This window comes from Sphingomonas sp. BK235, from assembly GCF_004345855.1.
Taxonomy (GTDB): domain Bacteria; phylum Pseudomonadota; class Alphaproteobacteria; order Sphingomonadales; family Sphingomonadaceae; genus Sphingomonas.
Window position 1 is genome coordinate 372,885 of the sequence record NZ_SLXN01000001.1, and the last position, 23,930, is coordinate 396,814.

Annotated in this window: 23 protein-coding genes, 1 tRNA gene and 1 riboswitch; of the genes, 16 read left to right on the plus strand and 8 right to left on the minus strand. The window is 71.0% G+C overall.

All coding sequences use genetic code 11. The annotated features are described in order from the left end of the window. Positions 1–2 precede the first annotated feature (2 nt). Positions 3–173, minus strand: a complete 171-nt coding sequence (locus tag EV292_RS01670) for a Flp family type IVb pilin (RefSeq protein ID WP_132907450.1) — start codon at positions 171–173, stop codon at positions 3–5. Between the two features lie 165 nt (positions 174–338). Further along, positions 339–521 (minus strand): hypothetical protein, encoded by a 183-nt coding sequence (locus EV292_RS01675; RefSeq protein WP_132907451.1) that lies wholly within the window; start codon positions 519–521, stop codon positions 339–341. A gap of 38 nt (positions 522–559) precedes the next feature. On the opposite strand from EV292_RS01675, the gene EV292_RS01680 reads away from it, so the two are divergent. The 7 genes from EV292_RS01680 to EV292_RS01710 all read left to right on the plus strand — a co-directional run bounded on the left by EV292_RS01680 (position 560) and on the right by EV292_RS01710 (position 8,395). Beyond that, positions 560–976, plus strand: coding sequence for a (deoxy)nucleoside triphosphate pyrophosphohydrolase (locus EV292_RS01680; protein ID WP_132907452.1), 417 nt, complete (start codon positions 560–562; stop codon positions 974–976). A gap of 13 nt (positions 977–989) precedes the next feature. After that, positions 990–1,170: riboswitch (cobalamin riboswitch) on the plus strand. Positions 1,171–1,291: 121 nt separating this feature from the next. Further along, on the plus strand, positions 1,292–3,220 hold the full coding sequence (locus EV292_RS01685; protein ID WP_243693551.1) for a TonB-dependent receptor: 1,929 nt from the start codon (positions 1,292–1,294) through the stop codon (positions 3,218–3,220). Between the two features lies 1 nt (position 3,221). Next, on the plus strand, positions 3,222–4,040 hold the full coding sequence (locus tag EV292_RS01690) for an ABC transporter substrate-binding protein (protein ID WP_132907453.1): 819 nt from the start codon (positions 3,222–3,224) through the stop codon (positions 4,038–4,040). After that, positions 4,037–4,999 carry an iron ABC transporter permease gene (locus EV292_RS01695; protein WP_132907454.1) on the plus strand — a complete coding sequence of 321 codons (963 nt, stop codon included), beginning with the start codon at positions 4,037–4,039 and terminating at the stop codon, positions 4,997–4,999. Before EV292_RS01690 ends, EV292_RS01695 begins: the two co-directional genes overlap by 4 nt. Then, the gene (locus tag EV292_RS01700; protein WP_132907455.1) at positions 4,996–5,766 is read left to right on the plus strand and encodes an ABC transporter ATP-binding protein; all 771 of its coding nucleotides are present in this window, start codon (positions 4,996–4,998) and stop codon (positions 5,764–5,766) included. The genes EV292_RS01695 and EV292_RS01700 overlap by 4 nt, the downstream gene beginning before the upstream one ends. Positions 5,767–5,984: 218 nt before the next feature. Next, positions 5,985–7,691, plus strand: coding sequence for a GMC family oxidoreductase (locus EV292_RS01705; RefSeq protein WP_207913313.1), 1,707 nt, complete (start codon positions 5,985–5,987; stop codon positions 7,689–7,691). Further along, positions 7,688–8,395: a gluconate 2-dehydrogenase subunit 3 family protein gene (locus EV292_RS01710; protein ID WP_132907456.1), complete on the plus strand. Its 708-nt coding sequence runs from the start codon at positions 7,688–7,690 to the stop codon at positions 8,393–8,395. The genes EV292_RS01705 and EV292_RS01710 overlap by 4 nt, the downstream gene beginning before the upstream one ends. A 313-nt stretch (positions 8,396–8,708) precedes the next feature. Here EV292_RS01710 and EV292_RS01715 read toward each other — a convergent pair whose 3' ends face one another. Next, positions 8,709–9,575: an NmrA family NAD(P)-binding protein gene (locus EV292_RS01715; protein ID WP_132907457.1), complete on the minus strand. Its 867-nt coding sequence runs from the start codon at positions 9,573–9,575 to the stop codon at positions 8,709–8,711. Between the two features lie 294 nt (positions 9,576–9,869). On the opposite strand from EV292_RS01715, the gene EV292_RS01720 reads away from it, so the two are divergent. Continuing rightward, positions 9,870–13,109, plus strand: coding sequence for a TonB-dependent receptor (locus EV292_RS01720; RefSeq protein ID WP_132907458.1), 3,240 nt, complete (start codon positions 9,870–9,872; stop codon positions 13,107–13,109). Positions 13,110–13,290: 181 nt separating this feature from the next. Here EV292_RS01720 and EV292_RS01725 read toward each other — a convergent pair. Beyond that, positions 13,291–13,364: transfer RNA gene (locus tag EV292_RS01725), tRNA-Cys, on the minus strand. A 156-nt stretch (positions 13,365–13,520) separates the two neighbouring features. Here EV292_RS01725 and EV292_RS01730 point away from each other — a divergent pair. The 3 genes from EV292_RS01730 to EV292_RS01740 are packed head-to-tail and all read left to right on the plus strand — an operon-like array spanning position 13,521 to position 16,300. Next, positions 13,521–14,192 carry a protein-L-isoaspartate O-methyltransferase gene (locus EV292_RS01730; RefSeq protein WP_132907459.1) on the plus strand — a complete coding sequence of 224 codons (672 nt, stop codon included), beginning with the start codon at positions 13,521–13,523 and terminating at the stop codon, positions 14,190–14,192. A 43-nt stretch (positions 14,193–14,235) separates the two neighbouring features. Then, a complete protein-coding gene (locus EV292_RS01735) occupies positions 14,236–15,720 on the plus strand; it encodes a TolC family outer membrane protein (protein WP_132908129.1) in 1,485 nt (494 codons plus the stop codon). A gap of 34 nt (positions 15,721–15,754) precedes the next feature. Beyond that, positions 15,755–16,300: a DUF2497 domain-containing protein gene (locus tag EV292_RS01740; protein WP_207913314.1), complete on the plus strand. Its 546-nt coding sequence runs from the start codon at positions 15,755–15,757 to the stop codon at positions 16,298–16,300. Positions 16,301–16,352: 52 nt separating this feature from the next. Here the strand turns inward: EV292_RS01740 and EV292_RS01745 are convergent, their stop codons facing one another. Genes EV292_RS01745 through EV292_RS01760 form a run of 4 tightly spaced genes read right to left on the minus strand, consistent with a single transcriptional unit; the run spans position 16,353 to position 19,278 of the window. Continuing rightward, positions 16,353–17,702: a HAMP domain-containing sensor histidine kinase gene (locus EV292_RS01745; protein WP_132907460.1), complete on the minus strand. Its 1,350-nt coding sequence runs from the start codon at positions 17,700–17,702 to the stop codon at positions 16,353–16,355. A 1-nt stretch (position 17,703) separates the two neighbouring features. Next, positions 17,704–18,390: a response regulator transcription factor gene (locus EV292_RS01750; RefSeq protein WP_132907461.1), complete on the minus strand. Its 687-nt coding sequence runs from the start codon at positions 18,388–18,390 to the stop codon at positions 17,704–17,706. After that, positions 18,356–18,760, minus strand: a complete 405-nt coding sequence (locus tag EV292_RS01755) for a PDZ domain-containing protein (RefSeq protein ID WP_243693552.1) — start codon at positions 18,758–18,760, stop codon at positions 18,356–18,358. The genes EV292_RS01750 and EV292_RS01755 overlap by 35 nt, the downstream gene beginning before the upstream one ends. Next, positions 18,757–19,278: a DUF1003 domain-containing protein gene (locus EV292_RS01760; protein ID WP_132907462.1), complete on the minus strand. Its 522-nt coding sequence runs from the start codon at positions 19,276–19,278 to the stop codon at positions 18,757–18,759. Before EV292_RS01760 ends, EV292_RS01755 begins: the two co-directional genes overlap by 4 nt. 135 nt (positions 19,279–19,413) lie before the next feature. Here EV292_RS01760 and EV292_RS01765 point away from each other — a divergent pair, with 135 nt between their 5' ends. From EV292_RS01765 to EV292_RS01785, 5 genes are all read left to right on the plus strand, one after another. After that, the gene (locus EV292_RS01765) at positions 19,414–19,749 is read left to right on the plus strand and encodes a hypothetical protein (RefSeq protein WP_132907463.1); all 336 of its coding nucleotides are present in this window, start codon (positions 19,414–19,416) and stop codon (positions 19,747–19,749) included. 3 nt (positions 19,750–19,752) lie between these two features. Continuing rightward, positions 19,753–20,499 (plus strand): virulence factor, encoded by a 747-nt coding sequence (locus EV292_RS01770; RefSeq protein ID WP_243693553.1) that lies wholly within the window; start codon positions 19,753–19,755, stop codon positions 20,497–20,499. 114 nt (positions 20,500–20,613) lie between these two features. Next, positions 20,614–21,018 carry a DUF2147 domain-containing protein gene (locus EV292_RS01775; protein WP_132908133.1) on the plus strand — a complete coding sequence of 135 codons (405 nt, stop codon included), beginning with the start codon at positions 20,614–20,616 and terminating at the stop codon, positions 21,016–21,018. Continuing rightward, positions 21,011–23,644 (plus strand): bifunctional lysylphosphatidylglycerol flippase/synthetase MprF, encoded by a 2,634-nt coding sequence (gene mprF / locus EV292_RS01780; RefSeq protein ID WP_132907464.1) that lies wholly within the window; start codon positions 21,011–21,013, stop codon positions 23,642–23,644. The genes EV292_RS01775 and mprF overlap by 8 nt, the downstream gene beginning before the upstream one ends. Further along, a complete protein-coding gene (locus EV292_RS01785; protein WP_132907465.1) occupies positions 23,641–23,844 on the plus strand; it encodes a hypothetical protein in 204 nt (67 codons plus the stop codon). Before mprF ends, EV292_RS01785 begins: the two co-directional genes overlap by 4 nt. The last annotated feature ends 86 nt before the right edge of the window (positions 23,845–23,930 follow it).

Genomic DNA, 23,930 nt, shown 5'->3' on the forward strand with positions numbered 1-23,930 from the left:
GATCAGGCGCCGTTCTTCATGTTGGTCTGGATGCCGTTGAAGGTGTTGGTCAGCTGGGTGCCGACGCTCTTCATGGCGGTGATGGCAGCGACGGCGACCAGCGCGGCGATCAGGCCGTACTCGATCGCGGTGGCGCCCTTGCTGTTCTTCAGGAAAGCGCGAATCTTCTGCATGTCGATCTCCGAGACAATGGTACTTCAGTTACCCGGCCGAAGAGCCTTGTCCGGCTCCAGCGGGTTCGATGTACCCCCATCAGAGTTGACAAAGCTTTAAGTCTGATCGGCAAATTTGTTCGATGTCACGCCGGTCGCGGGACGTCGGGAACTCAGCGCGTTCGATCAGCGCGCGGTGAGGAGATTGGCGGCGACCGTCGGGATCAGCGCGACGAGCGAGAGCGACAGGCGCGCGACCACGATCGCGGCCGCCAGCCCCGCCGCGGCGAGCAACAGCCGATGCTCGCCCGCGGCGATCTGCCCGCCGAGACGCGGGAGCAGCGAGCGGCTGGTGCGGGGACGTGCCATGACTCCATTATAGCGCCGCGGGGATTAAGGAACGGTCGATGACGATGCTGGTGGTTGCCGCCGCGCTGCTCGACGAGGAGGGACGCTGCCTGATGCAGCGCCGCCCCGCGCACAAGCGGCATGGCGACCTGTGGGAATTCCCCGGTGGCAAGGTCGAATCTGGCGAGGCACCCGCCGCGGCGCTCGTGCGCGAGCTGCGCGAGGAACTCGCGATCGCGGTCGATCCGGCGGACGCGACGCCGCTGTCCTTCGCCGCCGACACGACGACGGCGCCACCGCTGGTCATGCTCCTCTACGTCGTGCGGCGCTGGACCGGCGTGGCGACGCCGCTCGCCGCCTCGGCGCTGCGCTGGGACCGACCCGCGGCGCTCGCCGCGCTGCCGATGCCGCCGGTCGACGTACCGCTGCTCGCCGCCTTGCGCGATTCGCTTGCTCGCGGTGCCGCGCTGTCCTAGGGGCGCCGGCGCGACAGGTTCCCCGCGAGGGGAAGCAAAAGGGAAGCCGGTAGCGCGAAGCGATCCGGCGCTGCCCCCGCAACTGTGACCGGCGAGCCTCCTCCCGCGCGTGCCACTGGACCCTCGGGTCCGGGAAGGCCGGAGTCGAGGCGCTGACCCGGGAGCCAGGAGACCTGCCCGTCGCGGTTGTCCTTCGCGCGGACGGGGTGTGCCGGGCGATCGAGGTCTCTGCCCTCGCGTGACGACGACCGGGCGGCGACGCCGCGGCACGGGGCCGCGCGTCGATCCGCCCGCGAGTGTGAGGGGGAAGACGTGGTGTTCTCGAATCGATTCATTCTGGCCGCGGTGCCGCTGCTCGCCGTCGCGGGCGCGGCGCAGGCGCAGAGCGCGCAGTCCAACGAGGCGCTGGGACGCGCCGCCGCGGCGGGCGACGAGGTGATCGTCACCGCCGACCGCGCCGCCGTCCCGGCGTCGAGCGTGGCGCAGGCGGTGACGGTGCTCGACACCGCCACGATCGAGCAGCGCCAGGCCACGGTGATGTCCGACCTGCTGCGCCAGACGCCCGGCGTCGCGGTGACGCGTACCGGCGGCGTCGGCAGCCTGACCTCGGTGTTCATCCGCGGTGCCGAGAGCGAGCAGACCGCGACGCTGATCGACGGGGTCAAGATCAACGATCCGTCCTCCCCGGCGGGCGGGTTCAATTTCGGCGAGCTGCTGGTCGGCAATGTCGCGCGGGTCGAGGTGCTGCGCGGCGCCTCGTCGGTGCTGTGGGGCAGCCAGGCGATCGGCGGCGTGGTCAACCTGATCACGCGCCAGCCGACCGAGCGGCTCAGCGTCTCCGCGCGCGCGGAAGGCGGATCGATGGGAACGGGACAGGCCTTTGCCAACGTCTCGGGCCGGTCGGGCGCGATCGCGGCGAGCGTCGGCGCGGGCTATTACAGCACCAACGGCGTCTCCTCTTTCGCGCGCGGCAGCGAGCGCGACGGCTTCCGTTATTATGGCGGCAACGCCAGCGTCACCGCGACGCTCACGCAGAACGTGTCGGTCGATCTGCGCGGTTATTATGCCAACGGCCGGACCGAGTTCGACGGCTTCCCGCCGCCCGACTATACGCTGGGCGACACCGCCGAATATAGCGACGCGGAACAATGGGTCGGTTATGGCGGGCTGAACGTCGCCATGTTCGACGGCGCGCTGCGCAACCGCCTCGGCTATGCGCGCACCGATATCGCGCGCGTCAGCTACGACCGCGCCGCGACCCCGCGCGAGACCTATCGCTCGCGCGGACGCAACGACCGGATCGAATATCAGGGCATCGCCGCTCTGGGGGCGTGGGCGCGCGCGACCTTCGGGGCGGAGCGCGAGGTGTCGCGCGCCTTCACCCGCGGCTATGGGACGACCGAGCGCGGGCGCGCGCGGCTGTTCAGCCTCTATGGCCAGCTCGCGCTGACGCCGCTGGCGGGGGTGACCGCCACGGGCGGGGTGCGCCACGACGACCACGACCGGTTCGGCGGCGCCACGGTCGGCGCGGCGAGCCTGGCCTGGACCCCCAATGACGGCGCCACCTTGCTGCGCGGCAGCTGGTCCGAGGGGTTCAAGGCGCCGACGCTGTTCCAGCTCAACAGCAGCACCGGCAATCCCAACCTCCGCCCCGAGCGATCGAGCGGATGGGATGCGGGCGTGACCCAGCGCGCGCTGGGCGGGGCGCTGGAGGCGAGCGCCACCTGGTTCCACCGCGTCTCGCGCGATCTCATCAACACGCGCGCCTGCAGCCCGGCGATCGACGGCCCGATCTGCGCGGATCGGCCGTTCGGCATCTATGACAATGTCGCGCGGACGCGCGCGCAGGGGCTCGAGCTCGCGCTGACGCTGCGCCCGGTCGAGGCGCTGACCGTGGTGGGCGCCTACACCTATCTCGACGCCGAGAACCGGTCGGCCGGCGCCAATCTCGGCCGCCCGCTGCTGCGTCGTCCACGGCACAGCACCACGTTCAACGCCGATTACCGCTGGCCCTTCGGCCTCTCCACGGGCGCGACACTCACCGCGGTAGGGGACAGCGTCGACGTGGGATATGTCCGCCTCGACGGCTATGTTCTGGCCGATCTGCGCGCCGCGCTGCCGATCACCGACCGGATCGAGGTCTATGCCAGGCTCGAGAATGCGTTCGATCAGCGCTACGAGGCGGCGGTGGACTATGGCAATCCCGGGCGCGCGGCGTACGGCGGCGTGCGGCTGCGCTATTGAGATGCGGCGCGGCGCGATCCTCCTGCTGGCGGCGGCGCCGGCGCTGCTCTCCGCCGCGGCACCGCGCGCGCCGCGGATCGTGTCGATCAATCCCTGTCTCGACGCGGTGCTGGTGCGGGTCGCCGATCCGGCGCAGATCGCCTCGATCAGCGCCTATTCGCAGTACGCGCGCGCCAGCTCGATCCCGCGCGCGGTCGCCCGCCGCTTCAACGCCAACGCGGGCACCGCGGAGGAAGTGGTGGCGCTGCGCCCCGACCTCGTCGTCGCGGGCGGGCACGTCGCCCCGGCGACGGTGGCGGCGCTCGCGCGGTTGCGGGTGCCGCTCGCGCAATATGCGGTGCCCGCCACCGTGGAGGAAAGCGTCGCACAGGTCCGCGATCTGGCGCTTCGGGTGGGCCATCCCGCGCGCGGCGTCGCGCTGGCGGCGCGAATCACCGCCGCGGCCAGCCCGGTGCGGGGCGCGCGGCTGCCCGCGATCATCTTCGGGCCGGGCGGGCTGGTCCCGGGCGCGGGTACGCTGCCCGACGATCTGCTCGCGCGGGCGGGCTATCGCAACATGAGCGCGGCCTATGGTCTGGCGCGCTGGGACGTGCTGCCGCTCGAGCATCTCGTCGCCGCGCCGCCGCGGATCGTCTTCTCGGTCGCCGCGGCGGAAGGCGGCGGCGACCGCGCCGAGCGCCACCCCGCGCTGCGACGGCTCGCGCCGGGGTTGCGGATCGCGGCGTTTCCGGCGCGGCTGCTGAACTGCGGCGGTCCGACCATCGTCGAGGCGATGCGGACACTCCGCGCCGCGCGCCCGGCAGCCGGTGCGCGCGGATGACGCGGCCGGTCCCATGGCTCCTGCTCGCGCTGCTGCTCGCCGCGGCGGCCTCGCTCGCCGCGGGCAAGGTGTGGATACCGCTCGACGCCTGGAGCGCGGCCGATCCGCGCTCGATCATCATCCTCGAACTGCGCCTGCCGCGCACCGTGTTGGCGCTCGCCGTCGGCGCGGGGCTGGGCTGCGCGGGGGCGGCGATGCAGGGCTATCTGCGCAATCCGCTGGCCGACCCGGGACTGTTCGGGGTGTCGTCGGGCGCGGCGCTGGGCGCGGTGTGCGCCTTGTTCTTCGGCTATGCCGCGCAGGCATGGCTGCTGCCCGGTTTCGCGCTGGCGGGGGCGGGGGCGACCATGGCGCTGCTCGCGCTGATCGCGGGGCGATCGGGCAGCCTGATTCTCTTCGCGCTCGCGGGCATGGTGCTGACCAGCCTCGCCGGCGCGCTGACCGCGCTCGCGATCAGCCTCGCGCCTACGCCCTTCGCGGCGTCGCAGATCGTGATCTGGCTGATGGGGGCGCTGACCGATCGTAGCTGGGACGACGTGCTGCTCGCGCTGCCGCTGATCGCGCTGGGGATCGCGGTGCTGGCGCGGACCGGCGGTGCGCTCGACGCGCTGACGCTGGGCGAGCCCGCGGCGCGTTCGCTCGGCGTCGACCCGCGCCGGTTGCAGCGCACGATCGTGCTCGGGGTCGCGCTGACCGTCGGCGCCAGCGTGGCGACGGCAGGGGTGATCGGCTTCGTCGGGCTGATGGTGCCGCATCTGGTCCGCCCGCTCGCGCGGCATCGTCCCGGCGCGACGCTGCTGCCGAGCGCGCTCGCGGGCGCGCTGCTGGTGACCGTGGCGGACACGCTGGTGCGGCTGGTGCCGAGCGCCTCGGAACTGCGGCTGGGGATCGCGATGGCGCTGCTCGGGGCGCCCTTCTTCCTCTATCTCCTGCTGGCGATGCGGCGGCGGCTGGCATGAGCGTGCTGGCGGCCAGTGATCTGTCGCTGACGCTCGGCGACCGGCGCGTCCTCGACGCGGTGACGGTGGCGTTCGCGCCGGGGCGCGTCACCGCGCTGCTCGGCCCCAATGGCGCGGGCAAGAGCAGCCTGCTCGCCTGTCTCAGCGCGCTGCGGATGCCGGATGCTGGCGCCGCGACGCTCGACGCGGTGGACGTGCGGGCGGTGACGCCGTCCGCGCGCGCGCGGCGGATCGGCTTCCTGCCGCAGCAGGCCGAGGTGCATTGGTCGATCGACGTCGCGACGTTGGTCGCGCTCGGACGATTGCCGTGGCGCGGTCGTGGCGGGGACGGCGAGGCGGATCGCGCCGCGGTGAGGCGCGCGCTGGCGGCGACCGCGACCACGGCGCTGGCCGACCGGCGGGTCGACCAGCTGTCCGGCGGCGAGCGCGCGCGCGTGCTGCTCGCCAGGGTGCTGGCGGGCGACCCCGAGTGGCTGCTCGCCGACGAACCACTCGCGAGCCTCGATCCCGCGCATCAGCTCGACATCGGCGCGCGGCTGCGCGCGGTGGCGGCGGGGGGCAGGGGCGTGGTGCTGGTCGTCCATGACCTCAATCTCGCGGCGCGTCTGGCCGATGAGGTGGTGTTGCTGCGCGATGGCCGCATCGTCGCGGCGGGTGAGACCGCGACGGTGCTGACCGCGGAAACGATCGCGACGACCTATGGCGTGGCAGTCGACGAGGGCGTGACGTCACGCGGGGACCGCTTCTTCGTGCCGATCGCGCGATAGCGTCCGGGAAAGGGGCGGACGACCGCCTCTCCACGACTTCAGCTGGCCGCCGCGCTTCAGCGGCGGGCAAGGTTCGCGTGTTATCACGGGGTTGCGCGCTCGCGCCTGGAGGCTAGTGCTCGGCGGCGGCGAGTGGAAAGGGAGCAGATGAAGGTCGTAGGACGAGAAGTTCGGGTCACGTCGGCGCCGCTGGCACCATCGCACGCGGGGTATGACGCGTGACCGCAGCCCAGCAGAATGCCGCGGACGCACCCGCCGACGTCATCATCGTCGGCTCCGGCGCGGCGGGAGCGATGGCGGCGCACAGCCTGACCCGCGCGGGGCTGCGCTGCCTCATGCTCGAGGCCGGGCGGCACTATGATCCCAAGGCCGAGGTCAACATGTTCGCGCCGGAGAGCGATGCGCCGCTGCGCGGTACCTCGACCCCGGACAAGCCCTTCGGCTATTTCGACGCCACCGTGGGCGGCGGCTGGGAGGTCGAGGGCGAGCCTTACACGATGCGCCCGGGCAGCGACTTCCGCTGGTACCGCCCGCGCATGCTCGGCGGGCGGACCAACCATTGGGGTCGTCACGTGCCGCGCTGGGGGCCGTATGACTTCAAGCCCTTTTCCCGCGACGGTCTCGGCGCGGACTGGCCGATCGGCTATGACGACGTCGCCCCCTTCTACGATCGCGTCGAGAAGATGATCGGCGTCAACGGCGGCAAACTCGGGCTGGAGAACCATCCCGATTCGCCCGACGGCTGTCTCATGCCGCCGCCCAAGCCGCGCGTCACCGAGATGATGATCAAGGCCGCGGCGGAGAGCGTCGGCATCCCGGTGCGCGCGGCGCATACCGCGGTGCTGACGCGCGACATGCCCGACGCCGTCGCACCGCGCAGCGCCTGTTTCAACGCCACGCCCTGCACGCGCGGCTGCTCGATCGGCGCGATGTTCCAGTCGACCACCTCGCTACTGCCGATGGCGGAAGCGACCGGGCGGCTCAAGGTCGTCACCGACGCGATGGTGGCGCGCGTGCTCGTCGGCGCCGACGGTCGTGCCACGGGTGTCGAATATGTCGATCGCGCCAGCGGGCAGCGTCACCAGGTGCGCGCGCGCGCGGTGGTGCTGGCGGCGGGGACGGGGGAGACGACCCGGCTGCTGTTCAACTCCGGGGTCGACGGTCGCGGGCTGGCCAATGGGTCGGGCGAGCTGGGACGCAATCTGACCGACTCCACCGGCGCTTCCTTCGCCGCTTATGTCCCGGCGCTCGCGAACCGCCCGCGCTACAACGAGGACGGGATCGGCGGCCAGCATATCTACATCCCCTTCTGGCTCTACGAGCAGCAGAAGCGCGGCGAGCTGGATTTCGCGCGCGGCTATCATTTCGAGATCGGCGGGCGGTTCGACATCCCGCCGGCGACCGCGCTGCCGCGGGTGTGGGGCGGCGCGCTCAAGCAGGCGGTGCGGCAGCGCTCGGGCGCGACCATCCGGCTGACGCTGCGCGGTGAGATGATCCCCAACCGCGACACCTTCTGCGAGATCGATCCCGGCGTGAAGGATCGCTTCGGCATCCCGGTGCTGCGCTTCGCCTTCCGCTGGTCGCGCCACGAGGTGAACCAGGTGGCGCACGGCCGCCGCGCGGCGCATTCGGTGTTCCAGCGGCTGGGCGGCACGATCCTCGATCCCGATCTGCCGCCCGAGCAGATCATGACCGCGGGTGGCGAGATCATCCACGAACTCGGCACCGCCCGGATGGGCGACAGCCCGCGCAACTCGGTGGTCAACGGCTACGGACAGACCTGGGAGGTCCCCAATATCGTGTTGATGGACGGCGCCGTCTTCGCCTCGGGCGCGCACAAGAACCCGACCCTGACGATCCTCGCGCTCGCGCTGCGCGCGTCCGAGCATCTGGCGAAACGGCTTCGCACGGGAGCGCTGGCATGACGGTCTCGCGTCGCACCACGTTGCAGTGGATCGCCGCCGCGGCGACGCTGCCGCTGCCGGGCTGGGCCGCGTCGGCCGCCGCCGCGGCGACCGGCGCGCCGCCGCCCTTCGCGGTGGTCGACTGGCCGCGCGCGGTGCCCGAGCCGCCCGCCGCGCGCGGCTATGGGCGTGATCCCAAGCTGACCGAGCCGAGCGTACCCTGGCCGCTGACGTTCGACCGCGCGCAGCGCGCGACGATCGATCTGCTGGGGGACATGATCCTGCCGGAGGACACGGTCTCTCCGGGTGCGGGGAAGCTGGGCGTCGGCGCCTTCATCGACGAGTGGATCAGCGCGCCCTATCCGGTGCAGCGCGCCGACCGCGCGCGCGTCCTCGCCGGGCTGACATGGCTCGACGCGCAGAGCCGCGCGCTGCATCGGCAAGGCTTCGCCGCGCTGACCGTGCCGCAGCGCGCCGCCCTGCTGGACGCGCTGACGGTGGCGACGCCTTCGCCGGGGATGGTCGAGCCGGTGGCGTTCATGGACCGGCTGCGCAACCTGTTCGTGCTCGGCTTCTACACCCTGCCCGAAGGCAAGGCCGATATGGGCTATATCGGCGATCAACCCACGGAAGGGCCGTACCCCGGCCCGTCGCCCGAGGCGCTGGCGCATCTCGACGCCGCGCTGCGCGGGTTGAAGCTGTCGCCGGAGATGGCGCGCGGCTGAGCCGAGGTGGCGTGATCGGTCCATGCTGTTCCCCGGGGACGCCGTGGCGCTCCGGGGAACCATGGGGCCGACCTACCATGTTAGTTGGCGAGCGGCCCGCCCCGTCCGTCATCCCGGCCTCGAGCCGGGATCCATCCTTCCGCGCGCGCACCGCCGGCAGTCCTCGCGGCGCGATGGATCCCGGGTCGAGCCCGGGATGACGGGGAGGGGAGAAGGCCCCGATCTCTCATCGCAGCACCACTCGACCGAGAAGGCGGCGATGGCGACTCACCGAGCCGCCACCTCGCGCGGGGATGCCGCCGCTTTCCGCGGATCAGCCAACGGCGAGGCGCCGCGCGGTCTCGGCATAGTCATGGAGCGGGCGGCCCAGCATCCTCTCCATCCGCGCGCGATCGCCCGGTGCCGGGATCATGCCCTCGCTGACGTAACGTTCCGCCATCAACCGCATCTCATACGCCATCCAGCGGGGCATGAACGACGCCATGCTCTGCTCGAACCCGCTCGGGTCGTCGCCGCCATAGACGATCGGGCGGCCCAGCACCTCGCTCCAGATCGCGGCCACGTCGGCGCCGGTAAGGGTCTCGGGTCCGACCAGGTTGATCGTCTCGCTCGGCAGCGGCGCGCTCGCGGCGTGGCGGCGGATCAGCTCGAGCGCGGCGATCTCGGCGATGTCACGCGCGTCGACCATCGCGATACCCTTGGCGCCGATCGGCATCGGATAGACCCCGTGGTCGAGCACCACGTCCTTCACCATCACCTCATTGTCGATGAAATAGGTCGGGCGCAGGATGGTGGCGCCGACGTCGAGCGCGTCCAGCAGCTGCTCCGCACCGCGCTTGACCGCGAAATGCGGCACGTTGACCGCGCCATCGGCACCGAACACCGACAGATAGACGATGCGTCGAACGCCCGCCTGATAGGCGACGTTGAGCGCGACGATCGCCTGGGTGAACTCGTCGCCTGTCACCGCATTGAGCAGGAACAGCGTGCTAACGCCATCGAGCGCGCGGCGCAGCGCGTCCACGTCGAGCGGGTCGCCCTGCGCCACCTCGACCGCGGTGGGAAAACTGGCCTTGCCGGGGTCGCGGGTAAGCACGCGCACGGGAGCGTCGCGGCGTACGAGCTGGTCGACGAGGTGGCGGCCGACGCGGCCGGTGGCACCGATCACGAGAATGGTCATGGCTGTGTCCTTCGATCTGCCTTGCTGACGGATCGAAGATGAGTGTTCCGGCATCGGGCGAATAGTCACGGGATTCAGATACGCCGTTCCACTAGCGGAACACCCGGATTGCTCGCGCCGCGGCAAGCCTGCCTCGCTTGCGTACGCTCTGTGTCATTTGGTTTCCATTGTTACAACTATGCAACACGCGGCGGTGAAAGGCGCCGGGTTGGCTGGGTAAGCGATTGTCAAAGCGCCCTAAAAAGCTGTCTCTCGGATGAACGAACAATCATGTCGTGAGACTTAGGGGGTCACATGAAATCCGCCCATCTGATGACGGCCACCGCGCTGGCGGCGTCGCTGGTGCTCGCCGTCCCGTCCTTCGCGCAGACCGGCGCGCCCGCGGCGCCGGCCGACGACACGCTGACGCCGGCCGATCAGGCGATCCGCGACGCCGAGGCGCAGACCCAGAGCGGCGGCGACATCGTCGTCACCGGATCGCGCATCGCGCGACCGAACCTCGACACGTCGGTGCCGGTGACCAGCTTCTCCTCGGCGCAGCTCACCAGCGTCGGGCAGGTGTCGCTCGGCGACACGCTCAACCGCATCCCCGCGCTGCGCTCCACGCTGAGCCAGGCGAATTCGACCGCGAGCATCGGCACCGCCGGCATCAACGCGCTCGACCTGCGCGGCCTCGGCCCCGATCGCACGCTCGTGCTGGTCAACGGTCGCCGCCACATCTCGGGCTCGCCGGGCAGCTTCCTGATCGACACCAACTCGATCCCGACCGACCTGGTCGAGCGGATCGACGTCGTCACCGGCGGCAACTCGGGCGTCTATGGATCGGACGCGGTCTCGGGCGTCGTCAATTTCGTGCTCAAGCAGAATTTCGAGGGGCTGACGCTGCGCGCGCAGGGTGGGCTGTCGTCGCGCGGCGACCGCGGCTCCTATCTGGCGAGCGGCGTCTGGGGGAAGAATTTCGGCGAGGGCCGCGGCAATATCGCGGTCTCGGCCGAATATGCGCGGTCCGAGCAGTTGCTGTTCAGTGATCGCAACGCGCAGACCGGCGCCTATACCGGCGTTCCCGGCTTCTATCAGACCCAGCGCACCACCTTCGTCAATCCGGACGGCACCGCGCGCAACGAGCCGCCCGCGGGCGATGGCATCCCCGACCGGTCCTATTTCGGTGTCAATCCGGGCAACACGTTCGGGATCATCTCGCTGGGTGGCGCGGTGCAGACCGCCTGTCCGGCCGCGACCGCGACCAATGCCGCGCGCCGCGCCGCCATCTGCACCGGGCAGACCTCGCCGACCGGGGGGCTGCTCAGCAATCCCTACGTCTTCCTGCCCGACGGGACGCTGGTGCGCGACAATCCGGCGATCGACAATCGCGCGGTCGGCGGCGGCGTGTTTGGCGGGCGCACCGCCTCGGGCGTCGAGGGCGCGATGCTGCTGCCCGGACTGAGCCGCGCGAACTTCAACATCATCGCGCATTATGACGTGTCGGACGCGTTCAAGCCGTACGTCGAGGCCAAGTACGTCCACATCACCGCCAACCAGACCTCGACCCAGCCGACCTTCGTCAACGGGCGGCTGCTGCCGACCTTCTCGACCCAGAACCCGTATCTGGGCGATCAGGCGCGTGCGACGCTGGGTACGATCCTGGCGCCGGGCGCGACCAGCTTCTCGTTCTTCCGCTTCAACAACGACATCGGCACCCGCGCCGAGGATCACAAGCGCGACACCTATCGCATCGTGCTCGGCGCGCGCGGTGACATCCTCGAGACCGGCAACTGGAAGTACGACGCCTTCGTCAATTATGGGCGCACCGAGACCTTCTACACCACCGGCGGCAACGTCGACGTGCAGAAGTTCAACCGCGCGGCCGATGCGGTACGCAACAGCGCCGGACAGATCGTGTGCCGCGTCAACGCCGACGCCAGCGCCGCCAACGACGATCCGGCGTGCCGCCCGATCAACCTCTTCGGCGAGGGCGCGCCGGCGCTGACCCCCGAGGGCGTCGATTACGTGCTGGTCAACTCGTCGCGCAAGCAATGGGCCGAGCAGTGGAACGCGCTCTACTCGGTCAGCGGCGACAGCTCGGGCTTCCTGCGTTTGCCCGGCGGGCCGATCCAGACCGCCTTCGGCGTCGAATACCGTCGCGAGGATTATTACTCGGCCTATGATCCCTTCACCCGCGGCGAATATGCGCCGGGTCAGTCGAACACCTTCCTGAACGCGATCGCGGTCAGCGACGCGCCGGCGACCAGCGTGTTCGAGGCGTTCGGCGAGCTGCGCGTCCCGCTGCTGGCCGACCTGCCGCTGATCCGCGAGCTGACGCTGGAGGGCTCGGGGCGCGTCTCCAAGTATAATTTCCTCAGCAAGTCGGTCTATGCCTGGACCGCGGGCGGCGTGTGGTCGCCGGTGCGCGACCTGCGGCTGCGCATGACCTACTCGCGCGCGGTGCGTGCGCCCAACCTGGCCGACCTCTATGCCGGGACGAGCCAGACCTTCGCCAACAACTTCGTCGATCCGTGCAGCCAGGACGTGATCAACCAGGAGCCCAACCGCGCGCGCAATTGCGCCGCCGCGGGCGTGCCGACCACGATCACCTTGCCCGACGGCAGCACGCGTCCCTGGACCAACGCGCCGACCAGCGGGATCCTCGGCACCAACGGCGGCAACCCCAATCTCGAGCCGGAGGTGAGCCACAACTTCACCGTCGGCGGGGTGTTCCAGCCGCGCTGGCTGCCGGGCGTGTCGCTGACGGTCGATTATTACAACATCCGCATCAATCAGGCGATCAATACGATCAGCGCGCAACAGCTGGTCAACCGCTGCTACGAGGATCCGGTCGGCCTCAACAATGCGTTCTGCGGGCTGGTCAATCGCCGCCGCGATGCGGGCAACAATATCGCCGACTACACCTTCGCCGGGCAGCAGGGGCGCCGCTTCGCGGGCTTCCCCGACTTCAACAATGGTATCGTCGGCAACGGCTTCACCAACAACCCCTTCAACTACGCGAAGCTGCAGACCAGCGGCATCGACGCCGAGCTGAACTACGCGCACGCCTTCACCGAGGACATCAAGCTGAACGTGCGTACCGCGGTGAGCTGGCTGTCGACGCGCAACCAATTCACCTTCTTCTCGGACCCGAGCCGCTACACGCGGATCAAGAGCACGCTGGGCGATCCCGAGTGGCGTGGGCTGTTCTCCGCGAACATGACCGCGGGTCCGTTCGACCTGTCGCTGACCACGCAATATATCGGCAAGCAGACCGTCAGCGCGTGGAACGTGCAGAACCGCGAGCAGGATCGTCCGCCGACCGACGCCGACCGTAACCCCTTCAATTACTATCCGGACGTGTTCATCCACGACATCCAGTTCGGCATCCGCGCGAACGAGCGGTTCCGGCTCTACGTCGGCGTGGACAATGTCAACGACCAGCTGCCGCCCTATGGCCTGACCGGTACCGGGGCGACCGACGCCAATATCAGCTCGATCTTCCCCAACACCGGGCGTTATTTCTATGCCGGTGCGAACATGAAGTTCTGATCGGCGCGAGTGAGGCGACGACAACGGGCCGCTTTCCCCATCGGGAGAGCGGCCCGTCCGTCGTCCGGGGCGTGACCCGATGACAGCACGATGACGCGCGCGAGACGCGCGGACCTCGGTGGAGAATGTCGGAAGGGCGGACAGGTCGGCGGAGGCATGCGCTGCCCGATCGACGTTCCGCTGGAGGCGCGACCGGGAATCGAACCCGGGTGCAAGGATTTGCAGTCCTCTGCGTCACCACTCCGCCATCGCGCCTCGATGCGGTGGAGGCGCGCAGATGCGGGCAGCCGTGCCGCGTGTCAAGCGCCCGCGCGCGGCAAAGTGATTGGCGAAGCCGCGCGCGCGCGATACAAACCCGCCACACGCAACGTGTGTTGCATTACTAAAACAGCTATGTCACAGGAACGTCCGATGACCGCCGCAGCCACCCTCCGTGACGATGATTTCACCGCGATGCGCCAGGCGATGGTGGCGAGCCAGCTGCGGACCGTGGCGGTGACCGATCCGCGCGTGGTCGCCGCGATGGCCGAGGTGCCGCGCGAGCGGTTCGTGCCCGTCGAATCCGCGCGCATGGCCTATCGCGACACCGCGATCGCGCTGGGGCAGGGACGCGCGCTCAACACGCCGCTCGCCACCGCGCGCCTGCTGGTCGAGGCGCGGTTGCGCGCGAGCGACCGCGTGCTGCTGATCGGCGCCGCGGGCGGCTATACCGCGGCCGTTCTGGCGCGGATCGTCGCGCAGGTGATCGCGGTCGAGGAGGCGCCCGCGCTGGTGGCGCAGGCGCGTGCGGCGCTCGCCGGCGAGCCCAGGGTCACGCTGGTCGAGGCGCCGCTCGCGCACGGCCATGCCGCGGACGCGCCCTATGACGTGCTGCTGGTCGATGGCGCGGTCGAGGAGCTGCCGTCGACGCTGCTGTCGCAGGTGGCGGACGGCGGCCGCATCGTCGCGGGCCTGGAGGAGCGCGGCGTGTTCCGCCTCGCCGCCGGCGCGCATCGCGGCGCGGCGACCGCGCTGACCCCCTTCGCCGACATCGATTCCGTCCGGCTGCCGGGCTTCGCCAGGCCCCGCAGCTTCACCTTCTGATCGAGGTACTCGCTTGCGTCGACGTTCGCTGCTGCTGCTTCCGATGCTCGCACTGGCGAGCGCGCCGCTCTCCGCCGAGACGCTGCGGGACGCGCTCAATCAGGCCTATCGCAACAACCCGACGCTGACCGCGCAGCGCGCGTCGCAGCGCGCCAATGACGAGAACGTGCCGATCGCGCGCGCGGGCGGGCGGCCGACGATCACCACCTCGACCGGGGTGAGCGAGAACTTCCTGCGCGGCGGCAACAGCTTCAACACGCCGGAGCGGCAGCTGACCGCGTCCGCCGGGGTGACGCTGCCGATCTATCAGGGCGGGCGCGTCAAGAACGGCATCCGCGCCGCCGAGGTGCGGGTGGAGGCGGGGCAGGCCAATCTGCGCGGCGTCGAGGCGACCACGTTCACGGACGTGGTCAGCGCGTACAACAACGTGCTGCGCGACGAGGCGATCGTCGGGCTCAACACGCAGAACGTGCGCGTGCTGGAGACCAATTTGCGCGCCAGCCGCGATCGCTTCGAGGTCGGCGACCTGACCCGCACCGACGTGGCGCAGTCGCAGGCGCGGCTCAGTCTCGCGCGCGCGCAGCTCCAGTCCGCGCAGGCGACGCTGATCTCCAGCCGCGAGACCTATGTCCGTCTGGTCGGCACGCCACCCGGCACGCTCGAGGCGCCACCGCCGCTGCCCAAACTGCCCAACAGCGCCGACGCCGCGGTCGACGTCGCGATACAGGACAATCCCAACCTGCTCGCCGCGAACAAATTGCGCGAGGCGACCGGCTATGACGTGCGCGTCGCGCGCGCCAACCGGCTGCCGACGCTCGGCGCGACAGTGTCGCAGAATTATTTCAACTATCTCGGCACCGCCGGGCGCGGCACCGCGGCGGGGCTGGGGATCGGCCAGACCGGGACCTCGACCGCGGTGGGCGCGACGATCAACCTGCCGCTGTTCCAGGGCGGGCGCCCCGCGGCGCAGATCCGCCAGGCGCAGGAATTGCGCGGTCAGGCGATCGAGCAGGCGACGGCGACCGAGCGCCAGGTGATCGCGGCGGCGCGCTCGGCCTATGCGGTATGGCGCTCCTCGCTCGAGGTGATCGCCTCGGCGGAGGAAGCGGTCAACGCCAACAAGCTGAGCCTGGAGGGCGTGCGCGCCGAGAACAGCGTCGGCACGCGCACCATCCTCGACATCCTCAACGCCGAGCAGGAATTGCTCAACAGCCAGGTCCAGCTCGTCACCGCGCGGCGCGACGCCTATGTCGCGGGCTTCTCGCTGCTCGCGGCGATGGGGCATGCCGAGGCGCAGGATCTCGGGCTCGACGGCGGCGCGCTCTACGATCCGATGGTCAATTATCGTGCCGTGCGCGGCAAGATCAACGATTTCGCGAGCGCGCCCGCGGCGGAGCCGGTCGCCACCAGCACCGCCAAGGTGGGCGCGCAGGACGCCACGGTGACCAAGCCGCTGGATCCTCTGCTCGAGAGCGATGTTGACAGATCGCCCGCGTTGACGACAGGTGTGGACCGACCGCGTCCTTGATGTTGCGCGGAAAACACGCTGTGAGGATCGCCCGATGGCGGATGTGAACGCCGAACCCTCGATGGAGGACATCCTCGCCTCCATCAAGCGCGTGATCAAAGAGGGCGAGACCCAGGTCCCGCCGCGCCGTCCGTCGCCGCGACCGCTCGGCGGCCATGAGCGCGATCACGTGCTCGAACTCAACGACTCGCTCGCGGCGCCCACGCCGACCGAGCCGCCGCGCGCGGCCGAGCCGCCCGCCGGCTCGGGCTTCGCCGCGGTCGAGCAAGCGTTCGGTGCCCCGGCGCCGAGCGCCGCCCCGGCTCACAGCCCTGCCGCCCCGACCCACAGCGCGGCCGCGCCGGCCGAAGCCTCGGCCGCGGCGGTGTCCGCCGCGACCGTCGAGGCGACCCGCGGCGCGCTCGGTGCGCTGTCGCGGCTGGTGGTCAAGCCGGAGCCCGACAGCGACGGGACGCTCGAAGGGCTGGTGCGCGACATGCTGCGCCCGATGCTGAGCGAATGGCTCGATCAGAACCTGCCGCGGCTGGTCGAGCAGATGGTCGCGCGCGAGATCGCCAAGATCACGGCGGGTCAGGGCTGAGCGAGGCGCGGTTCGGCTGAAATTCGGGAGCGGGGCGCGACGGCGCGCCCCATCACGGTCGCAGCGGCAGCGTCAGACGCACGATCAGCCCTGGCGCGGCATCGTCGAGCGTGATCGTCCCGCCGTGCAGCCGGGTGACCGCGGCGACCAGCGACAATCCCAGGCCCGCTCCTGCGCCCCCGCGCGCCTCGTCGACCCGGCCGAAGCGGCTGAGCGCCAGCGCGCGTTGCCCCGGGGCGATGCCAGGCCCCCGATCGGCGACGCTGATCGTGGCCGTGTCGGCGTACGCCTCGAGCGCGAGCGCGATCGGCCCCGCGCCATATTTGAGCGAATTGTCGATCAGGTTGCCGAGTGCCTGCGCGATCAGCTCGCGATGCACCGGTAGCGTCAGCGTCGCGGGGGCGGAGACGGTGATGGCGCGGCCCGCGTCCTCCGCCACGGGGCCGTAGATCTCGGCGAGCTGCTCCAGCTCCACCGCCAGATCGATCGGCGCGAAGGTCTCGCGACCGATTCCGGCTTCGGCGCGGCTGATGCGGAGCGCGGTCTCGACCAGCGCCAGCACACGATCGCCCTCGCTGAGCGCGCGATCGACCGCTTCCTGCGCCGCGGGCTCGGTGACCTGCGCCGAGGCGCGCTCCAGCGCCGAGCGTAGCCGGGTCAGCGGCGATTTGAGGTCGTGCGCCAGCGTGTCGGTGGCGAGCGTCAGTTCACTCACGAGCGCCTCGACGCGGTCGAGCGTGGCATTGACCGCGCCGGCGAGCAGCGCGAAGGCGTCGCCGCTCGCATCGTCCGCGACGCGGCGCGACAGGTCGCCGCCGCGCACCGCGCGCAACGTCGTCACCGTGTCGTCGAGCCGGGTGACGATCATCCGCGCCGCCAGCCACGCCGCCAGCGAGGCGAACGCCACCGCGAGCGACAGCGCCACCAGCATCGCGGCCTCCAGCAGGCGGACGGTGCGCCGTTCCCCCTCGATCACGCTGCCGGTCAGCAGTCGCCCGCCGTCGGGCAGCCGCGTGGCGCGCACCAGCATCGCCTCGGGCGTGTCGTGGCGCACGCGATAGAGCTCGACCGCCACCGTGCTGTCGTCGCCGGGCACGTTGGGAGGCCAGGCGGCGAGATTGCCCGCGAGCGGCCGGCCGCGCGCGTCGGTGAGCAGCACCACCGCGCCGGGTACCGCGCGGCGCTCCCCGCGCAGATGGATCGCGCGCGCCAGTCCCGCGGTGCCGCTGCCCGCATGGGTGGCGAGCAGGTCCTGGCGCAGCACCTCCTCGGTGACGAACGCGCGGTCGTACACCTGGCCGCGCACGATCGCGCGCAGCGTCAGCAGCAGCGTCGCCGCCGCCGCGAGCTGGAGCAGGAAGACGAGCGCGGCGAAGCGCGCGGTGGTCGAACGCCAGTGCACCTCAGGGATGAACGCCGAGGCGATAGCCCGAGCCGCGCACGGTGTGGAGCAGGGGATGCGCGAACCCTTCGTCCACCTTCTTGCGCAACCGGCTGAGATGGACGTCGATGACGTTGGTGCCGGGGTCGAAATGATAGTCCCACACGCCCTCCAGCAGCATCGTGCGGGTGACGACCTGCTCCGCGTGGCGCAGCATGAACTCGAGCAGCCGGAACTCGCGCGGCTGAAGCTCGATCGTGCGGCCGGCGCGACGGACGCGACGCGCGAGCAGGTCCATCTCCAGATCGTCGCACCGCAGCACCGTCTCCACCGCCGCGCCGGCGCGGCCGCGCCGCACCAGCAGCCGGATGCGCGCGAGCAGCTCGGCGAAGGCGAAGGGCTTGACCAGATAGTCGTCCGACCCGTTGGTCAGGCCCTTGACGCGATCCTCGGGCGAGCCGAGCGCGGAGAGCACGATCACCGGCGTCTCGATCCCTGCGCCACGCACCGCGGCGAGCACCGCCATGCCGTCGATCCCGGGCAGCATCCGGTCAAGCACGATGCAATCATAGCTGCCGTCGGTGGCGTGAAAGAGCCCGTCGCGCCCGTTGGCGGCCCGATCGACCACGAAGCCTTCCTCACCCAGGCCCTTGGCGACGAACTCGGCGGTCGCGTCATCGTCCTCGATCAGCAGGATCTTCTGCGCCATTCTCGTTCCCCCCCGGTTCGCGCACCACGATCGCCACGTCGTGTCCGGCGCGGCGCACCAGCAGCCGTACCAGCCGCCGTGTTGCCATTCCGTGCTGTACCTCGGCAAGCGTCGCCGGTGCGCGGCCGTCGATCCGCTCGATCAGATCGCCCACCGCCAGCCCGGCGCGCTCCGCCGGCCCGCCCGCGCGCAGGCTCGTGACCATCGGCGCTACCCCGCGCGGGGGTTCGGTGACCACGAAGGTCGCGCCGACGTCGGCGCTGCGCGGCGCATGGAGCGCGCGCACCGCCTGCATCGCCGCCGCGGCGGCGATCGCCGCGGCGACGCCCGCGACCAGCACCAGGCGATCGAGCGGCTGCAGCGCGGTCACGCCGCCTCGGGCCGCTGTCGCCGGATCAGCTCCTCGATCCGCGCCGCGACCGCCAGCTCGATGATGTCATGGAGACGCAGGATCTCCAGCTCGGTGCGGAGATTGACCTCGTAATCCAGTCGCGCGGCGAGCCGGTCCTTGGTGGCCTGGCGGTTCTGGCTCATCATGATGACCGGCGCCTGCACCGCGGCCAGGGTCGACAGCATCAGGTTGAGGAAGATGTAGGGATACGGATCGAAGGCGCGGCCGGGCGGCAGCAGCCCGCTGTTGAGCAGCATCCAGCCGAGCAGCAGCAGCGCGAAGCCGAGGATGAAGCCCCAGGAGCCGCCCACCGCGGCGACGCGATCGGCGAGCCGGTCGCCGAGGGTCGCGGTCTCGTCGGCGACGTCTCCGGCATCGCGCGCGACGGGACGCTTCTCCGCGATCTTGGCGAGGACGCGCCGCTCCTCCGCGTCGAGCGCGGCCGGCGCCTTGCCGATCAGTCGCGCGGCGAAGGCGTGGAGGGGATTGCTGGCCATCGGGTAGCTCCGGAACGTCGCGGCGGACTGTGTCTCGGTCTGCCCGGCGGCGACTGTTCGCGCGATGAGCGTAAGATGACGAATTGCTAATGTTTTTGTCAGCGCCGCAAGATGCCGGGCGGGGCAGGGAGGGGCATGCCCCCGCTTCGTGACTCGCGCGCCGTGCTCGACGAGCGCATCTGCCGGCTGATCTGCCCGATCGCCTCGGCGATGGTCGGTGTGTGCCTCACCGGGATCGGCCTGCTCCACCTCGGCGTCGCGATCGGGCGACGCGCCAGCTTCGCGGACGACCTGCTCGCGGTCGACTCGCTGCTGTTCCTGGTGGCGACGCTGACCTCCTATGTCGCGCTGCGCGGCGGCGCGAGCCGGCGCCTCCATCTGATGGAGCAGTTCGCCGACGCGAGCTTCATCACCGCCATGCTGCTGCTGACCGCGGCCTGCTTCGTCATCACCTATGCGCTGAGTGCCTGAGCCATGATCCGATCCACGCCGTCTTCGTCGCGCCGCCGCAATCCCGTCGCGATCGGCTTCGCCGCGGCGATGGCGGTCGCGCTGCTGCTGCTCGGCTATCTCGGCTTCCTGGGCTATTACGGCGGCCCCTTGTTCCGCTTCGTGCCCGCGCCGCCGCGCGTGGCGGCGCCGGCGCCGGGGACGGTGGCGGTGATGTTCTCGGGCGATTCCGGCTTCAACGCCGGCATGACGCCGCACATCGGCCGCGCGCTCGCGGCGCACGGCCTGCCGGTGATCGAGGTCAATTCGCTCACCGCCTTTCGCGATGGCCGTACGCCCGCACAGACCGCGGCGCTGGTGGAAGACGCGACGCGGCGCGCGCTGGATCTGCCGGGGGCGGCGCGCGTGGTGCTGATCGGCCAGTCGTTCGGCGCGGACATGCTGCAATATGGCGCCTCGGTGCTGCCGCGCGCGCTGCGCCCGCGGGTGCGGCAGCTGCTGTTCGCGGTGCCGGGCGACACGCTGCTGTTCCGCGCCAGCCCCAACGGCATCTTCGACGGCGCGCCCGATCGCGCCGCCTTGCCGAGCGCCCGCCGCATCGACTGGGCGCCGGTGCTGTGCGTCCACGGGGCCGAGGAAAGCAACAGCCTGTGCCCGTCATGGCGTCAGCGCAACGTTCGCGTCGTGACGCTGCCGGGCGATCATTACCTTCACCATGACCCGGATCGGCTGTTCGCGACGCTGTGGCAGGCGATCCGCGCGGGGCGCTGAGCCAACATTACCGATTATTCAGTCGGCGACGAGCCGCTCGCAATGCGTCCGCGCCTAGACCGCGGCCGGTAACGATCGGGGGAGTGACCGGCTGTGATCAGCAAGAGCGCGTCGATGATGGCAGGTATCGCGGCGCTGCTCGCCGCGATGCCGGCGGCGGGCGCGGAGACGGCGGGGCCGATGGGCATGTGGATGAACCCGCACCAGACGGTGGCGGTGCGAACCGGCGCGTGCGGTGATCGCCTGTGCGGCTGGATCGTCTGGGCGAGTGCCGAGGCGCAGGCGGACGCGCGCGACGGTGGCGTCGGCTCGCTGATCGGCACCGAGTTGCTGGAGAACTATCGCCACGATCCCAGCGGCTGGTCCGGGACGGTGTACGTGCCCGACATGGGCCGCCGCTTCTACTCGCGGATCGAGCAGGTCGGCGCCGACGGACTGCGCGTGAAGGGCTGCATCCTCCACGGTCTGGTCTGCCGCTCGCAATTGTGGCGGCGCATCGCCGAGCTGCCCCGTGGGTAATCGACGCGCACGGCTGGAGCGGTGGCGCACGCCCGCGACGCTCGCGGCCGTGGCGCTGCTGCTCGGGCTCGGCTTCGTCGCGATCGAGCGGCTGACGCGCGAGATCCGCTTCGCCGACGTGCGCGCGGCGATCCACGGCCTGTCCTGGGCGCAGATCGTGGCGGCGGTGGGTTTCACCGCGATCAGCTATCTCGCGCTGACGCTGTACGACGTTCTCGCGCTGCGCGTCATCGGGCGACCGCTGCCATGGCGTACCGCGGCGCTGGCGTCGTTCACCAGCTATACGTTGAGCCACAATCTCGGCCTCGCGCTGCTCACCGGGGGATCGGCGCGCTACCGCATCTACACCGCCGCCGGGCTCGACGGGCCCGACGTCGCGCGGGTCGTCGGCATCGCCAGCGCGACCTTCTGGACCGGCATCGTCACCGTGGCGGGCGCCGCGCTGCTGCTGCGCGATTCGAGCATCACGCTGGCGGGGGTGACGCTGGAGCCGATGGTGGCGCGCCTGATCGGGGCGGCGGTGCTGCTGGCGGTCGGCGGGCTGGTGCTCGCCTGCGCGATGGCGCGCGGGCCGCTGCGGATCTGGCGCTTCACCTTGCCGCTGCCCGGGGCGCGCGCGGCGCTCGCGCAGATCGCGATCGCGCTGCTCGATACCGCCGCGGCCGCGGCGGCGCTGTTCGTGCTGATCCCGCATCTCGGCTGGGCGCCGCTTCCCGCGTTCGTGCTGGCCTATGCGCTGGGGATCGTGGTCGCGCTCGTCACCCATGTGCCGGGCGGGATCGGCGTGTTCGAGGCGGTGGTGCTGGCGGTGGTGCCGGGCGATCGCGCGGCGGTGTTCGCGGCGCTGATCGCCTATCGCCTCGTCTATTACGTGCTGCCGCTGGCGCTGGGCGTGGCGCTGCTCGCGCTGCACGAGGGGCGGCGCCAGCACCAATGGCCGCGGCTGCTGCGCGGATCGGGCGCGCTGGTCGGCGAGGTCGCGCCGCTGGTGCTCGCCGCGGCGAGCTTCTCCGGCGGGGTGATGCTGCTGCTCTCGGGATCGTTGCCGTCCCTGGGTCAGCGCGTCCGCGCGCTCCACGCGCTGTTGCCGCTGCCCTTCATCGAGGCGAGCCATATCGCGGCGAGCCTGGTCGGCACCGGGCTGCTGCTGCTCGCGCCCGGGCTGTATCGCCGGCTCGACGGCGCCTTCGTGGCGACGCGTGCGCTGCTGCTCGCCGGCGCGATCTTCTCGCTCGCCAAGGGGATCGACTATGAGGAGGCGGCGGTGTGCCTCGCCCTTGCCGCGCTGCTGCAATGGACCCGCGGCGCCTTCTATCGCCGCACCGCGCTGACTCAGGCGCCACTGTCGGGGGCGTGGCTGACCGCGATCGTGGCGGCGGTGGCGCTCGCCGCCTGGGTGGGGTTCTTCGCCTATCGACGTATCCCGTATGACGACGATCTGTGGTGGCGCTTCGCGCTCCGTGCCGACGCGCCGCGCTTCCTGCGCGCGACGCTCGCGAGCGCGGTGTTGCTCGCGGGGGTGGCGCTGTGGCGGCTGCTCGGGCCGGCGCGGACGATCGAGACGCCCCCCGCCGACCCGGTCGCGGTGCGCCGCGTGCTCGCCAGCGCGGAGCGGACCGACGCGATGCTGGCGCTCACCGGCGACAAGCGCTTCCTGTTGTCCGACGACGGACGCGCGATGCTGATGTACCAGGTGCGCGGCGCGAGCTGGATCGTGATGGGCGATCCGATCGGCGCGACCGATATGTGGGACGAGCTGCTGTGGCGGATCCGCGACCTCGCCGACCGCGCGCAGGGGCGGGTGCTGCTGTATCAGGTGACCGGGCTGGTGCTCGATCTCGCCATCGGCATGGGGTTGCAGATCGTCAAATATGGCGAAGAGGCGATCGTCGACCTCGCCGCCTTCCGCCTCGAGCTGCCGCGGCTGCGCTCGGTGCGCAAGGCCGAGCGCGCCGCCGCGCGCAAGGGCGCCGAGTTCCGCATCGTCCCCGCCGCCGCGGTGCCGGTGATCCTGGACGAACTCGCCACCATCTCGGACGAGTGGATGCGCGCCAAGGGCCATCACGAGAAGGGGTTCAGCCTCGGCCGCTTCGATCCCGATTACCTGCGCCACTTCGACATGGCGCTGGTGATGGTGGACGATCGGATCGTCGCCTTCGCTAACCTGTGGCTGACCGAGGGGCGGCAGGAAGCGTCGGTCGATCTGATGCGCCACCGCGCCGACATGCCGCCCGGCACGATGGACTTCCTGTTCGTCCATCTGATCGAATGGGCGCGCGAGCGCGGCTATCGCCGCTTCTCGCTGGGGATCGCGCCGCTGTCGGGGATCGCGGGACGGCGGCTCGCCCCCGCCTGGGCGCGCGCGGCGGCGCTGATCTTCCACCATGGCGAGCGCTTCTACGGCTTCCGCGGGCTGCGCACCTACAAGGAGAAATACGCGCCCGCCTGGGAGTCGCGCTTCATCGCCGCACCGCGCGGGCTCGCGATGATCAAGTCGCTGCGCGATCTGTCGCTGCTCGTCGGCAAGCCCGCGGCCCGCGCGACGCGGGGCAGCGGGATAGCGGCGCGCCTCCCCGCGCTGCCGCCGCGGCCGGTCGACACGCTGTTCAATCTCGCCTCGTCATGAGGAGCGGCGCGCTGCAGCATGCGCCAGCGACGGCGGCGAGCGAGGTGCCGCCCGACTGTCGCGCCGGCCGCCATCTGCCCGGCCGGCGTGTCACGATCGACCCGGACGGCGTGGCGCATGCGCGCTGTCGCCGCTGCGGCTGCGAGCTGACGCGGCTCCCCGCGATCCGGCGCTGGTACCGGTCGGGGCTGATCGGCTGATCATGACCAACTTGTAAGCCACGGCCCACGCGGCGCTTATCCGCGATCGACTAGCCGGGTCCGATCATCACCGGGCGCCCATCGGC